Below are 12,916 nucleotides of genomic sequence, written 5' to 3'. Positions count from 1 at the left end.
GACACCGCATGAGATCATGCCGCCTCAACTGACTCAGAGGTTTATCATGAACGATACGGTACGTGGCACGGTCGAAATGTCGGCCGCAATGGCGATCCTGGGCACGATCGGATGGTTCGTCATCATGTCCGGCCAGCCGATCATGGATGTCGTGTTCTGGCGCTGCACGTTCGGCGCGATGACGCTGCTCATCATCTGCGCTTGCCTCGGATTGTTGCGCAACAGGCTATCACTGCGTGTCATCGGCCTCGCCGCGCTTGGCGGTGCGGCCATCGTCATCAACTGGGTTCTGCTCTTCAGCGCCTTCCCCCGCGCATCGATCTCGATCGCCACCGCCGTCTACAACACCCAGCCCTTCATGCTGGTCGGCTTCGGCGCGCTCTTCTTCGCCGAGCGGCTGACGCTGACCAAGCTGACATGGCTGACGATTGCCTTCGCCGGCATGGTGCTGATCGTCGAGGCCGCCCCTGACGCCGGCGATGTCGGCACCAACTATTTTGCCGGCATCCTGATGGCGCTGGCCGCGGCCTTCTTCTGGGCCGTCGCGGCCATCGTCACCAAGAAGCTCAAGGGCACGCCGCCGCATCTGATCGCGCTGATCCAGGTCTGCGTCGGCGTCGTCATGCTGGCGCCCTTCGCCAGTCTCTCGCATCTTCCCGCCGACGCGTGGAGATGGGCCATGCTGGCGACGCTCGGCATCGTCCATACCGGCCTGATGTACATATTGATGTACGGCGCCATCCAGAAGCTGCCGACGCATCTGCAGGGGTCGCTGTCCTTCATCTATCCGGTCGTTGCCATCCTGGTCGATGTCGTGGCTTTCGGCCATCGGCTGCATCTCAGCCAGATCGTCGGTGCCGCTTTGATCCTGACGGCGGCGGCCGGCATGAATCTCGGCTGGTCGCTGTGGAAGTCGAAAGTGCCGGCATAGCGCTCTCGAATGTCGGATAGATGCGACGATACTTTCGAACGCATGATCTCGCGGGCGGATAACACGTTGCTGATTTGCACGACGATCGTCGTCCGTGCGATGTGGATGCGCGGCACAAAGCAACGGGGCAAAGGCGTGGCGATCGGATCTTTTCAGGGACGGCTATTGCCCCGCGAACACATCCTGTGGAGCGGTATTCCCGCGCAGGGCCTGTTCTTCACCAGTCGGGATATGTTTCTCATTCCGTTCAGCCTGCTCTGGTGCGGTTTTGCAATTTTCTGGACTTATACCGCGGCAAGGCAAGGCGCGCCGCTTTTCTTCGACGCATGGGGAGCGATGTTCATCTGCATTGGGCTCTTCTTCGTCTTTGGCAGGTTTGCTGTCGATGCATGGTTGAGACAGCGTATCTCCTATGCGGTCACCGAGAAACGCATTCTCATCATGCGCACCGCGCCTTTCGCCACCTTCACATCGATCGATCTGGAGCGTCTTCCCGACATCCAGCTAACCGGTGAGGGGGAAAAGCGTGGCAGTTTGCGCTTCGGCGCGGCGACATCGCTCTTCGGAAGTCCGGGCGGCTGGCCTCAGTCGCGCTTTGGCAGTTGGGCGCCGGCTCTCGACCCGGTGCCGCAATTCCTTGGCATCGAGGACCCGTCGAAAGTCTTCGACATCGTCACGAAAGCCCGCAATGGTCTTCGTTCCACCTGATGTCGCCTGACAGCTGACGCCTGTTCAATTCCGGCAGTTTGCTCTATGCCGCAATCCAACCATCTTCGCCCGGCATAGGCGAAACCCGGGATTGAAGAACCATGAACGACGCCACACCCCCAAATCGCTGCCGCATCGTGCTGATCGCGCCGCCCGGCGTGCCGGCCGCCCGCATCGCCACCGCATTCGACGGTGGCGACGTCGCTTCGCTGATCCTGCCCGAGAACGGCATGGACGAAGCCTCCTTCCAGGCTTTTGCCGAACAGATCGTGCCGGCGGCTCAGGCCGCGGGCGTGGCGGTCGTCATCGCCGGTGACACCCGCATCGCGGGGCGTGTCCAGGCCGACGGCATCCATGTCGAGGTCTCCAAGGCCGAACTCGCCGAGACGATCGAACATTTCCAGGCGAAAATGATGGTAGGCGCCGGCGGTGCCAAGACACGGGACGATGCGCTCGAGCTTGGCGAGACGCGGCCCGACTACATCTTCTTTGGCCGCTTCGGCTATGACAACAAGCCCGAGCCACATCCGCGCAACCTGTCGCTGGGACGATGGTGGGCCGACATGATCCAGATCCCCTGCATCGTCATGGCCGGATCCGATCTGGCCTCCATCGAGGAGGTGGCCGCCACCGGCGCCGAATTCGTCGCGCTGTCGAGCGCAGTCTTCGCCGATGGCGTCGATCCACAAGCGGCGGTAAGCCAGGCCAACGCGCTGCTCGACGAAACCGCGCCGCGCTTCGAGGACTGATGTGGCTCCGGTGAGGCTTCCCCTTCAGGCCTTGCTTGCAGCGGCCATGATCCAGGCCGCCGCCGCCGAAACCATACCCTTGCCGCAACCCAAGCCGGAAACCGGCGTGCACACCGACAAGCCGATCGAAAACCAGCTGCCGCAGCCCGCCACCACGGCGGAGCCCACGCCGCTGCCCTCGGCCGACAGCATCAATCCGGACCGTTTCGGGGCCAAGCCCGCGGACGCGGCCTATGGCGCCTTCCAGCGCGGGCTCTACAAGACGGCCTACAACCTGGCGCTGGTGCGCGCCCAGAATGGCGATCCGGCGGCGCAGACATTGGTGGCCGAAATCCTGTCGCGCGGGCTCGGCGTACCGTTGAACGCGGCGGAAGCGGCGAAATGGTACGCTAGTGCTGCTGAGCAGGGCGTGCCGGAATCGCAATTCCAGTACGCGCTGATGCTGCTCGATGGGCGTTACGTGAAGAAGGACACGAAGGAGGCCTATGCGCTGATGCAGGCCGCCGCCGAGGCCGGCAACCAGCTGGCGCAGTTCAATTTCGCGCAGATGCTGGTCCAGCAGGATCCCGGCGACGCCGGTCTGACCAAAGCGGTCGCCTACTATGAGCGCGCCGCCGCGACCGGCCTCGCCGACGCGCAATACGCCATGTCCCAGATCTACGCCAACGGCGTCGGCGGCAAGCCGCGCGACGACGTGCAGGCAAGGCGCTTTTTGGCGCAGGCGGCACGGCAGAACTACGATACCGCGCAGATCGATCTCGCCGCCTGGATGATCGAGGGCCGCGGCGGCGCCCGCGACCTGAAATCGGCTTTCGGCTGGACGAAGCAGGCCGCCGAGGGTGGCAATGTCGCCGCCCAGAACCGCCTGGCAAAGCTCTATATGCAAGGCATCGGCACCGACCCAGACCTGGTGCTCGCGGGCGCCTGGTACATCGTCGCCCGCCGCGCCGGTCTCATCGATCCCGACATGGATGATTTCCTGCAGGGGCTGGACGACGACCAGACCAAGCAGGCCCTGCAGAAGGCGAACCGCCTGCCCTGATGGCGGTTGGCGCAATCATTGTGTGTGATCGAGGACGACCTTGCCGAAAGGCGAGCCATGTTCGAGATGGTGAAAAGCCGCCGCTGCCTCCAGCCAGGGAAAGACCCGATCGATCACCGGCCGTAGCCGGTTAGCGGCGAGCGCCCGGTTCATCGCCTCGAAGGACTCGCGCGAACCGACCGGTATGCCGCGCGCCGTGACCTGGCGGCGAAAGATGTCGAGCGGATTGATCGACCCGTTGCTGCCGCCGAGATAGCCGATGACGTTGATCTGGGCGCCACGCGCCGCCGCCTTCAACGATTGCTCGAAGCTTTGTGGTCCGCCGACTTCGATAATGTGGTCGGCCCCTCGTCCACCGGTCAGCGTCAGCACCGCCGTCGCCCAGTCCGGATCGCTGCGATAGTTGATGCCGTCATGCGCGCCAAGCGCCTTTGCCCGCGTGAGCTTGTCGTCGCTGCTTGACGTGACGATGACCCGTGCGCCGGCTGCCGCGGCGAACTGCACCGCAAACAGCGACACGCCGCCCGTGCCCAGGCTCAGCACCGTCTCACCCGGCTTCAACTGACCTTCGGTGAACAGCGCATGCCAGGCCGTGACTGCGGCGCAAGGCAATGTCGCCGCTTCGACATCGCTCAGATGGGACGGCGCGAGCACGGCTGCCTGTTCGTCCAGCCGCGCGAACGCGCTGAGCAGACCATCGACGGGACCGCCGCGCTGATAGGACGGTTCGGCCATGGCGAAGCTGCCGCCGACCCAGCGCTGCCAGAACGTGCCACAGACGCGGTCGCCCACCTTGAAGCGGGTCACTTCGGCGCCAACCGCGACTACTTCGCCGACACCGTCCGAAAGCGGTATCAGCGGCAGCGCAAAAGCGGTGTGGTAGCTGCCACGGGCGATCTCCACGTCGCGGTAGTTGAGCGCGGTTGCCTTGACCTTGATGATCATCTCCTGGCGGCCCGGTTCCGGCATGGGCCGCTCGACCCGTCTGAGATTGTCGATGCCGCCGGGGGCCTGCAGTTCGATTGCCTGCATTGTCTTCGCTTTCCTTTTGGAGATCCGTCGAAAGGAAAATCGCTTGCCGGCATCTTGATTTCAAATTCATAATAATCAGAATGATTATGCACTTGGAGCATTTTCGGAATGCTGGAAGAATTGCGCACGCTTGTCCTCTTCGCCGAGGAAGGCTCGATTCAGAATGTGGCCCGCCGGCTGCCGCTGACGCAGCCTGCCGTCACACGGCAGATGCAGCGGCTGGAGGATATGCTCGCGACGACGCTTCTCGATCGCCGGCAGAAGCCGCCGCGCCTGACCGCGGCTGGAATGGAGGTGCTGGCGCGGGCAAAGGACATACTGGCTTCGGTCGAGGCTCTGAAAGCGTTCGCCGCCGACGCCGAGCCACAAGGCGTGCTGCGTGTCGGCCTGGCGCATGGCTTGTCCGATGCGAGCGTTGCCGGCGCCATCGCCGGCGCGGCCGCTGCGTTTCCAAAAATATCGTTGCGGCTCAAGACCGGCTGGAGCGCGGAACTAATCGAGCAGTTCGAACGCGACCAGCTCGACATGGCGATCATTCTGCGACCTGCCGATCATCAAGGCCCGGACGCGCTCGGCACCGAACGTCTCTGCGTCATCGCCCAGGCTGGCGCCCACCTCACGGACGCTCGGGCTCCCATGCCCTGGGTTCTCAGCCCCGAGCCCTGCGACGCGCGTCAGACGCTTCTCTCCAGTCTGGGCGGCGAACGGCATCGGCTCGTTGTGGCGGCGGAAATTCAGGACCCGGCGATGCAGATGGAATGGGTCCGTCGGGGACACGGCCTCGGCCTCATGCCGTTGCGGCTCGCGGCTCGCGGACTTCCCGACGGCCTCGCGCTTGTCGATATCGACAATGTCGATCTTTCATTGCAGGTCGTGGCACTGCGCTCCCCACACCTCAACCGGCTGGCGAAGGCCGTAGAGGCCATTGCGAAGGCCGTCGGCGAAGCCGTCAAGATCGAGGCCTGATGCTGGCGAGCCGACTGGGCGCCGTCCGGCGTCCCTTGCCTCTCCGGGCGATTTGTGGTCTTGGGAGCCCCTAAATCGCTTGTCCAGGCGAAAATCTCATTCCGGATCCCATCATCATGGCCAAGATCAATGGCAACGAAATCCGTCCCGGCTACGTCATCGAGCACGATGGCGGCCTGTGGGTCGCGGTCAGGACCAACACCGTCAAGCCCGGCAAGGGCGGCGCCTACAACCAGGTCGAACTGAAGAACCTGATCAACGGCACCAAGCTCAACGAACGCTTCCGCTCGGCCGAGACGGTCGAGCAGATCCGGCTCGACCTGAAGGATTTTTCCTTCCTCTACGAGCAGGACGACGCGCTGGTGTTCATGGACACCCAAAGCTACGAGCAGCTCGAACTGAACAAGGATTTCGTCGGCGACCGCGCCGCCTTCCTGCAGGACGGCATGATGGTGACGGTTCAGCTTTACGAGGAGAGGCCGATCGGCATCTCGCTGCCCGATTATGTGACGCTGACCATCACCGAGGCCGACCCGGTGGTGAAGGGCCAGACGGCGGCATCCTCCTACAAGCCGGCGGTGCTGGAGAACGGCATCCGCGTTTTGGTGCCGCCCTTCATCGGCGCCGGCGAACGCATCATCGTCGACACCAACGAAATCACTTACGTGCGCCGCGCGGACTGATGCATGTCGCCCAAAAGTGGCCCCGGTTTTGGGTCACCGACATGCATCAAATTTAAAGCGTAGCAGCAGGAAGACACACTATGGCACGCTCAGCCCTTCTCAACGTCATGGTCCAGGCCGCAATGAAGGCCGGCCGCTCGCTGTCGCGCGACTTCGGCGAGGTCCAGAACCTGCAGGTCTCGCTGAAGGGCCCGGGCGACTATGTCAGCCAGGCCGACCGCAAGGCCGAGGACATTCTGTTTGCCGAATTGTCGAAGGCACGTCCGGGCTACGGCTTCCTGATGGAAGAGCGCGGCGTGGTGGAAGGCGACGACAGCCAGCACCGCTGGATCGTCGATCCGCTCGACGGCACCACCAATTTCCTGCACGGCATCCCGCTTTTCGCCGTCTCGATCGCGCTGGAGCGCCAGGGCCAGATCGTTGCCGGTGTCATCTACAACCCGGCGATGGACGAGCTCTACACCACCGAGCGCGGTGGCGGCGCCTTCATGAACGACCGCCGGCTGCGCGTCGCCGGCCGCATCAAGCTGGTCGACACGGTGATCGGCTGCGGCATGCCGCATCTGGGACGCGGCCACCACGGCAATTTCCTCGTCGAGCTGCGCAACGTCATGGCCGAGGTCGCCGGCATCAGGCGGCTTGGCTCGGCCTCGCTCGATCTCGCCTATGTCGCCGCCGGCCGCATGGACGGCTTCTGGGAAACCGGCCTGTCGGCCTGGGACATCGCCGCCGGCCTGCTCTTGATCCGCGAAGCCGGCGGTTTCGTCTCCGACATGGACGGCGGACAGGACATGCTGGACAACGGCTCGGTGGTCGCCGGCAACGAGGTCATCCAGCGCGCTTTGCTGAAGGCCGTGAAGAAGCCTCTCTCGGCGCGCTGAAGGGCCGCAGTCGCAAAACCGCAACCAAAGCTTGAAATACTGTCCGGCGCTTACAGATTAAAGGTGACGCAGGACGATCGATGACCAACACACCGCCGCAACTCGACATTCCGTTCATCGGGCGCTGGCACTATTCGCGCGCCGAGTTGATCGCCGACGGTATCGTCCATGCTGTCGGCATCGTGCTGGCGATCGCGGCCGGGTCGGCACTGCTGGCGCTGGCGGCGTTTCGCGTCGGGCCGGGCGAATACATCGCCGCCGCGTTCTATGTCGTTTCGCTGCTTACGGTCCTGTCGGTGTCGCTGGCCTACAATCTGTGGCCGGTGTCCTCCCCGGCTAAATGGGTTCTGCGGCGTTTCGATCACGCCGCGATCTATCTTCTCATCGCCGGCACCTACACGCCTTTTCTGGCCCAGCTCGACGGCTCCCCGCTGGCAAGCTGGATGATCGTTTTGGTCTGGATCGCGGCCGCGACGGGCATCGCCATCAAGGTGTTCTTTCCCGGCCGTTTCGACCGGCTGGCGATCGTCTTCTATCTCGCCATCGGCTGGAGCGGCATCGTCCTGGTCAAGCCGCTCGTCGAGACGCTGCCGACGACCTCGATCGTACTCATCGTCGCCGGTGGCATCGTCTATTCCTGCGGCGTCATTTTCTTCGCCTGGAAGGGGCTGCGCTTCCACAATGCGCTGTGGCACGGCTTCGTCGTCACCGGCGCCGGCCTGCATCTGGCCGCCATGGTCGACTGTCTGGTCATCAACCGTCTCTGACTTGGGTTTCGATCGCCGATCGCACGAGCGGCACACCCGCCCCACGGCAATATTGCCAAGCGCCATTCAATTTGGTCACAATTCCGTTTAGAGTCGCCAACTACGTGATCGGCGGCAGCGGCATCGGAAACGGGGCACGGATGGCTTTTCTCAGATCCTTCGGCATGGGCAGGCGCTCCGACGTTCTGATCTACGATCCGCATAAATTGTCGAGTCCGCAGGTCTTCCTGCTGACCATGGTCATCTTCCTGGCCATCGTCGCCTTCATTGCCGCCATCCTGACCCGCCAGATCTCGACGGCTTTCGTCACCAATCCCGGGCTCAACGGCCTGATCATCGGCGTGCTCGTGGTCGGCATCCTGCTCGCCTTCGCCCAGGTCGGGCGGCTGTTTCGCGAGGTGCGCTGGGTCAACTCCTTCCGCGCCGGCTCGGAGACGACAGAACCGGTGCTGCTGGCGCCGATGAAGGCGATGATCGGCCGCTCCTCGACCATGGCCTTCTCGACCTCCTCGATGCGCACCATGCTCGATTCCATCGCCACGCGCCTCGACGAAAGCCGCGACACCTCGCGCTATCTGGTTGGCCTCCTGGTGTTCCTCGGCCTGCTCGGCACCTTCTGGGGCCTGCTCAACACGATCGGCTCGATCCGCGAGACCATCGAATCGCTCGACCCCGGCACCGGTGACGCCGCGGCGGTGCTCGATTCGCTGAAGCAGGGGCTGTCGGCGCCGCTGGCCGGCATGGGCACGGCCTTCTCGTCCTCGCTGTTCGGCCTGTCCGGCTCGCTTGTGCTCGGCTTCCTCGACCTGCAGGCGGGCCGCGCCCAGACGCGCTTCTACACCGAGCTTGAGAACTGGCTGTCTTCGGTCACTGATCTCTCCTCCGACATCGTCGTCTCCGACACGGCCAAGACCGAATCCTCCGACGAGATTCGCGTGCTGTCGGAGCGGCTGCGCAGCATGCAGGAGAATGGCGGCGGCTCCAATCCGCGCGTCGCCACCGCCATGGCCAATCTCGCCGACGGCATTTCCGGCCTGGTCAAGAACATGCGCTCCGAGCAGCAGATCATGCGCGACTGGGTCGAGGCCCAGTCCGATGAGCAGAAGGCGATGCGCAACACGCTGGAAAAGATCGCCGACGCCCTGAAGAAGCCCGGGGTGCACTGACATGGCGCTTGCCAGGGGCCGGCGCACCGATCGCCGCATCGACTACTGGCCGGGCTTTGTCGACGCGCTGTCGACGCTGCTGCTCGCCATCATGTTCCTGCTCACCGTCTTCGTGCTGGCGCAGTTCCTGCTCGGCCGTGAAATCTCCGGCAAGGACACCGTTCTCAACCGGCTCAACTCGCAAATCAACGAACTGACCCAGTTGCTGGCACTGGAGCGCTCGACGGCGCAGGACAAGGACGATTCGCTCGCCAATCTGCAGGCGTCGCTATCGGCGGCCGAGGCGGAGAAGAGCCGGCTCGAACAGTTGCTGGCGCAAGGTGCCGGCGCCGGCGATGCCGCCAACCAGCGCGCCGCGGTGTTGGGCGGCGAACTCGACAACCAGCGCCAGATCAGCCAGCAGGCGCTGAGCCAGGTCGAGATCCTCAACCAGCAGATCGCGGCACTGCGCAAGCAGATCGGCGCGCTCGAGGATGCGCTCAACGTGTCCGAGACCCGCGACCGCGATTCCAACACCAAGATCGCCGATCTCGGCCGACGCCTCAACGTGGCACTGGCGCAGCGCGTGCAGGAATTGAACCGCTACCGCTCCGACTTCTTCGGGCGCCTGCGCGAGATCCTCGCCGACCGTGAGAACATCCGCATTGTCGGCGACCGCTTCGTCTTCCAGTCGGAAGTGCTGTTCCCGACCGGCTCCGAGGTCATCAACGATGCCGGCAAGGTCGAGATGAAGAAGCTTGCCGACGCCATCATCGAACTGCAGAAGGAAATCCCACCCGAGATCAACTGGGTGCTGCGCGTCGATGGCCACACCGACAACAAGCCGCTCTCCGGCACCGGCCGCTACCGCGACAATTGGGAGCTGTCGACGGCGCGTTCGACCTCGGTGGTCAAGTTCCTGATCGAGAACGGCGTGCCCGCCAACCGGCTGGTCGCTGCCGGCTTCGGCGAGTTCCAGCCGCTTGACCCCGCCGATACCGACGAGGCGCGCAACAAGAACCGCCGCATTGAACTGAAGCTCACTGAACGTTGATTTCTCATCACGCAAACTCACGCGAAATTGTTCGCCGGCTCAACTCTAGGGCGCAGGCCGAGGCCGACAAGGCCTGAAAACATTATCTTTTTTTAACTACACTTCGCGCCGGAGCGCTCCTAGCTTGCTGCGCAGGGCCGAGGACCGCCGGCGATGCCTCCCATCGCGACGCGACGGAACTGGACGACCCAAACGGTCGGAAGGCGAGGCGGCAAGGCCGCTCCCTTCCTAGCAGGAGGAAGCCCCCATGCGCACATCAGCATCTCTCAAGACTGCAACGCTTGCCGCAATTCTTATTGTCGCCCCGCTCGCTGGCGCCTATGCCGCGGGCCATCACAAGGGGGCTCTCGACGCGGCCGATCCGACCGACATGACCGGTCCGCGTGTCGAGGCCCTCATTCAACAGGCTCAAGGCGTTCGCCAGGGCATCATCGACGCACGCCAGGCCAACCACATCACCCCGGCCGTGGCAGAACACCTGGAAATGCGTACCAATCAGATCAGCCAGGCGGCCGAGAAGATTGCCGCGTCGGATCACGGCAGGATACCGGCCGCCCAGTATCATGACCTGCTGGGTCATCTTGACCGTGTCAACCAGCGTCTGATGATCGATACCGGCAGCGGTTTCCTGATGGGTGACGGCTCCGACGGTGGAAACTATCCGAACGGCTGAGGCGATCCCGCCTGGAAACGGTCCAAGAGGAAGGGACCACCTGGCGCCTTCGGGACCCCAATCCCGCGGGCGTCCTTTTTCCTCACCGGACCGGCTTGCCCTACCAACCAAGCCAGACCGCGATCAGGGCGACCACCGCCGGCACGGTCTGGATGTACAGGATCTTGCGGCCGACCGTTGCCGCGCCGTAGAGGCCGGCAATCGCCACGCACAACAGGAAGAAGACCTTGACCTGAAAACCGGCGGCGCCGAGGGTGAGCCCCCAGATCAAGCCGGCGGCGAGAAATCCGTTGTAGAGGCCCTGATTGGCGGCGAGCACTTTCGAGGCCTTGGCGAATTCCGGCGTCAGGCGGAATGTCGTGTGCCCGCGCGGCGTGTCCCAAAGCACCATCTCGAGATAGACGATGTAGACATGGATCAAGGCCACCAGCCCGACCAGGATGTTGCCGATCATTTGCTCCCCCTTCACGCGTTGCCGGCAGCATTTCATGTGTAGCGCCGTCCGCGCAAGGTGCATCTGCCGGGCGGTATCCAGAGCAATTCCAGGAAAAGTGTGAAGCGGTTTTCCCTTGAGAATTTGCGTCAAAACAAAGAGTCAGAGCAGGTTGCCGTTTCCGTGAAACGGTGAACTGCTCTGAGGGTTGCCAACGCTTTTGCGTTGGTGTCTTTTCGCGCCGTCCTCAATCACGGAAGCCGCCATGTCCTTTCAGAAACTCGACGACCTCGGCCACAAGCTCGAAGCGATTGAGCATGCGCTGGCCATCCTCGGCGCCGATGAAGCAACGCATATGGCCGTCGGCGGCGGCGAGAAGCGTGCCGAGGCGATGGCGGCACTTGCCGGCATGTACCACACGAGGGCGACCGCCCCCGAAATCGCCGACTGGATCGCTGCCGCCGAAGGCGAGGCGCTCGACGACGAGCAGCGCGCGGCTGTCGCCGAACTGCGGCGGCAGTACACCAACCTGACCTGCCTGCCGGTCGAATTCGTCGAACGCCAGACGACGGCGCGCATGCGTTGCGAGCAGCTGTGGCGCGACCTGCGCGCCAAGAACGATTGGGCTGACTTCCAGCCGGCGCTCGCGGGCGTGGTGGCGCTGGTGCGCGAAGAGGCGGCTCTGCGCTCCGACGTGCTCGGCCTCGCCCCCTATGACGCGCTGATGGAGCAGTTCGACCCCGGCAACCGTACCGCGGACATCACCCCCGTCTTCGCCGACCTGAAGGCCTTCCTCAAAGGCTTCGTGCCGGAGGCGCTGGCGATCCAGGAAGCGCGGCTGCGCAAGCATCCGCTGAAGCCGCTTTCGGGCACCTATGCGATCGACAAGCAGCGCGAGCTCGGCCTTGCCATGATGGCGGCGGTCGGTTTCGACCTGACGCACGGCTCGCTTTCGGTGTCGCACCATCCCTTCTGCGGCGGCGTGCCCAGCGACGTGCGCATCACCACCCGCTACAAGACATCGGATTTCCTGTCGGCGCTGATGGGCGTGCTGCACGAGACCGGCCATGCGCTCTATGAACAGAACCTGCCGAAGGCCTGGTCGCACTGGCCGCTCGGCAAGGCGCGCGGCATGGCCGTGCATGAAAGCCAGAGCCTGTTCGTCGAAAAGCAGATCGGCCGCAATCCCGCCTTCTGGCGCTGGGCACTGCCGGTGGTGGAAAAGCATCTCGGCGAGGCCTGGTCGCTCGACGATCTCCTGCCGCATGTGCATCGCGTCGAGCGCGGCCTGATCCGCGTCGACGCCGACGAGGTGACCTATCCGCTGCATGTCATCCTGCGCTACGAGCTGGAGCAGGAGCTGGTCTCGGGCCGGCTGGAGGTTGCCGATCTGCCGGAAGCCTGGGACGCCAAGATGCGTGACTATCTCGGCCTCTCCACATTGGACAACCCGGCCGACGGGCCAATGCAGGACGTGCACTGGCCGGGTGCCGCCTTCGGCTACTTCCCGTCCTATACACTGGGCGCGATGATGGCGGCGCAGCAATGGGCCGCGCTGACGCGGGAGCATCCCTCCGCCGATGACGACCTTGCGAAAGGCAATTTCGCCACCATCAATGACTGGCGGCGCAAGAAGATATGGTCGCAGGGATCGCGCTGGTCGACGCCCGAATTGCTCGAACGCGCCACCGGCGAAAAGCTCAACGCCGTGTATTTCGTCAATCACCTGAAGCAGCGCTACGGCGGATGACATCGGCCGTCGCGTTTCGGTGACCGGCGGCAGTGAACAAGGATGGCGGTGAAGCGTCATCGCCTGGCGGCGATCTTGCAGGATCGCCACTACTTTTCTATC

General features: G+C 63.9%; 14 protein-coding genes. 12 read left to right on the top strand and 2 right to left on the bottom strand.

The window, feature by feature from the left end:
* The first annotated feature begins 46 nt into the window (after positions 1–46).
* The 4 genes from CKW40_RS17465 to CKW40_RS17450 all read left to right on the top strand — a co-directional run bounded on the left by CKW40_RS17465 (position 47) and on the right by CKW40_RS17450 (position 3,430).
* Positions 47–931: a DMT family transporter gene (locus CKW40_RS17465; protein ID WP_095201139.1), complete on the top strand. Its 885-nt coding sequence runs from the start codon at positions 47–49 to the stop codon at positions 929–931.
* 42 nt (positions 932–973) lie between these two features.
* A complete protein-coding gene (locus tag CKW40_RS17460) occupies positions 974–1,639 on the top strand; it encodes a hypothetical protein (protein WP_095201138.1) in 666 nt (221 codons plus the stop codon).
* A gap of 101 nt (positions 1,640–1,740) precedes the next feature.
* The gene (locus CKW40_RS17455; protein WP_095201137.1) at positions 1,741–2,388 is read left to right on the top strand and encodes a thiamine phosphate synthase; all 648 of its coding nucleotides are present in this window, start codon (positions 1,741–1,743) and stop codon (positions 2,386–2,388) included.
* Position 2,389: 1 nt separating this feature from the next.
* Positions 2,390–3,430 carry a tetratricopeptide repeat protein gene (locus tag CKW40_RS17450; protein WP_095201136.1) on the top strand — a complete coding sequence of 347 codons (1,041 nt, stop codon included), beginning with the start codon at positions 2,390–2,392 and terminating at the stop codon, positions 3,428–3,430.
* 15 nt (positions 3,431–3,445) lie between these two features.
* Here the strand turns inward: CKW40_RS17450 and CKW40_RS17445 are convergent, their stop codons facing one another.
* Positions 3,446–4,462, bottom strand: a complete 1,017-nt coding sequence (locus CKW40_RS17445; RefSeq protein WP_095201135.1) for a zinc-dependent alcohol dehydrogenase family protein — start codon at positions 4,460–4,462, stop codon at positions 3,446–3,448.
* Between the two features lie 108 nt (positions 4,463–4,570).
* Between CKW40_RS17445 and CKW40_RS17440 the strand changes: the two genes are divergently transcribed.
* From CKW40_RS17440 to CKW40_RS17410, 7 genes are all read left to right on the top strand, one after another.
* A complete protein-coding gene (locus CKW40_RS17440) occupies positions 4,571–5,428 on the top strand; it encodes a LysR family transcriptional regulator (RefSeq protein WP_095201134.1) in 858 nt (285 codons plus the stop codon).
* Positions 5,429–5,544: 116 nt separating this feature from the next.
* Positions 5,545–6,111 carry an elongation factor P gene (efp, locus tag CKW40_RS17435; protein ID WP_019861758.1) on the top strand — a complete coding sequence of 189 codons (567 nt, stop codon included), beginning with the start codon at positions 5,545–5,547 and terminating at the stop codon, positions 6,109–6,111.
* Between the two features lie 80 nt (positions 6,112–6,191).
* Positions 6,192–6,992: an inositol monophosphatase family protein gene (locus CKW40_RS17430; RefSeq protein WP_095201133.1), complete on the top strand. Its 801-nt coding sequence runs from the start codon at positions 6,192–6,194 to the stop codon at positions 6,990–6,992.
* A gap of 80 nt (positions 6,993–7,072) precedes the next feature.
* Positions 7,073–7,759: a PAQR family membrane homeostasis protein TrhA gene (gene trhA / locus CKW40_RS17425; RefSeq protein ID WP_095201132.1), complete on the top strand. Its 687-nt coding sequence runs from the start codon at positions 7,073–7,075 to the stop codon at positions 7,757–7,759.
* Between the two features lie 140 nt (positions 7,760–7,899).
* The gene (locus tag CKW40_RS17420; RefSeq protein WP_095201383.1) at positions 7,900–8,925 is read left to right on the top strand and encodes a MotA/TolQ/ExbB proton channel family protein; all 1,026 of its coding nucleotides are present in this window, start codon (positions 7,900–7,902) and stop codon (positions 8,923–8,925) included.
* A gap of 1 nt (position 8,926) precedes the next feature.
* Entirely contained in the window at positions 8,927–9,958 is a 1,032-nt protein-coding gene (locus CKW40_RS17415) for a peptidoglycan -binding protein (protein ID WP_095201131.1), read from the top strand.
* 247 nt (positions 9,959–10,205) lie between these two features.
* Positions 10,206–10,631, top strand: a complete 426-nt coding sequence (locus tag CKW40_RS17410) for a hypothetical protein (RefSeq protein WP_095201130.1) — start codon at positions 10,206–10,208, stop codon at positions 10,629–10,631.
* A 100-nt stretch (positions 10,632–10,731) separates the two neighbouring features.
* Here the strand turns inward: CKW40_RS17410 and CKW40_RS17405 are convergent, their stop codons facing one another.
* Positions 10,732–11,085 carry a DUF1304 domain-containing protein gene (locus tag CKW40_RS17405; protein WP_095201129.1) on the bottom strand — a complete coding sequence of 118 codons (354 nt, stop codon included), beginning with the start codon at positions 11,083–11,085 and terminating at the stop codon, positions 10,732–10,734.
* A gap of 244 nt (positions 11,086–11,329) precedes the next feature.
* Here CKW40_RS17405 and CKW40_RS17400 point away from each other — a divergent pair, with 244 nt between their 5' ends.
* Positions 11,330–12,814, top strand: a complete 1,485-nt coding sequence (locus CKW40_RS17400) for a carboxypeptidase M32 (RefSeq protein WP_095201128.1) — start codon at positions 11,330–11,332, stop codon at positions 12,812–12,814.
* Positions 12,815–12,916: the final 102 nt, after the last annotated feature.

Source organism: Mesorhizobium carmichaelinearum (assembly GCF_900199455.1).
In the GTDB taxonomy this organism is placed as follows: domain Bacteria; phylum Pseudomonadota; class Alphaproteobacteria; order Rhizobiales; family Rhizobiaceae; genus Mesorhizobium; species Mesorhizobium carmichaelinearum.
The sequence above is the reverse complement of the archived record's forward strand: the minus strand, read 5'-3'. Positions and strand labels throughout refer to the sequence as shown.

Excerpts from the sequence above, each read along its gene's own strand:
- CKW40_RS17465 (WP_095201139.1), top strand. The coding sequence starts at position 47 with ATGAACGATACGGTACGTGGCACGGTCGAAATGTCGGCCGCAATGGCG.
- CKW40_RS17460 (WP_095201138.1), top strand. The coding sequence starts at position 974 with ATGATCTCGCGGGCGGATAACACGTTGCTGATTTGCACGACGATCGTC.
- CKW40_RS17455 (WP_095201137.1), top strand. The coding sequence starts at position 1,741 with ATGAACGACGCCACACCCCCAAATCGCTGCCGCATCGTGCTGATCGCG.
- CKW40_RS17445 (WP_095201135.1), bottom strand. The coding sequence starts at position 4,462 with ATGCAGGCAATCGAACTGCAGGCCCCCGGCGGCATCGACAATCTCAGA.
- CKW40_RS17440 (WP_095201134.1), top strand. The coding sequence starts at position 4,571 with ATGCTGGAAGAATTGCGCACGCTTGTCCTCTTCGCCGAGGAAGGCTCG.
- efp (WP_019861758.1), top strand. The coding sequence starts at position 5,545 with ATGGCCAAGATCAATGGCAACGAAATCCGTCCCGGCTACGTCATCGAG.
- CKW40_RS17430 (WP_095201133.1), top strand. The coding sequence starts at position 6,192 with ATGGCACGCTCAGCCCTTCTCAACGTCATGGTCCAGGCCGCAATGAAG.
- trhA (WP_095201132.1), top strand. The coding sequence starts at position 7,073 with ATGACCAACACACCGCCGCAACTCGACATTCCGTTCATCGGGCGCTGG.
- CKW40_RS17420 (WP_095201383.1), top strand. The coding sequence starts at position 7,900 with ATGGCTTTTCTCAGATCCTTCGGCATGGGCAGGCGCTCCGACGTTCTG.
- CKW40_RS17415 (WP_095201131.1), top strand. The coding sequence starts at position 8,927 with ATGGCGCTTGCCAGGGGCCGGCGCACCGATCGCCGCATCGACTACTGG.
- CKW40_RS17410 (WP_095201130.1), top strand. The coding sequence starts at position 10,206 with ATGCGCACATCAGCATCTCTCAAGACTGCAACGCTTGCCGCAATTCTT.
- CKW40_RS17405 (WP_095201129.1), bottom strand. The coding sequence starts at position 11,085 with ATGATCGGCAACATCCTGGTCGGGCTGGTGGCCTTGATCCATGTCTAC.
- CKW40_RS17400 (WP_095201128.1), top strand. The coding sequence starts at position 11,330 with ATGTCCTTTCAGAAACTCGACGACCTCGGCCACAAGCTCGAAGCGATT.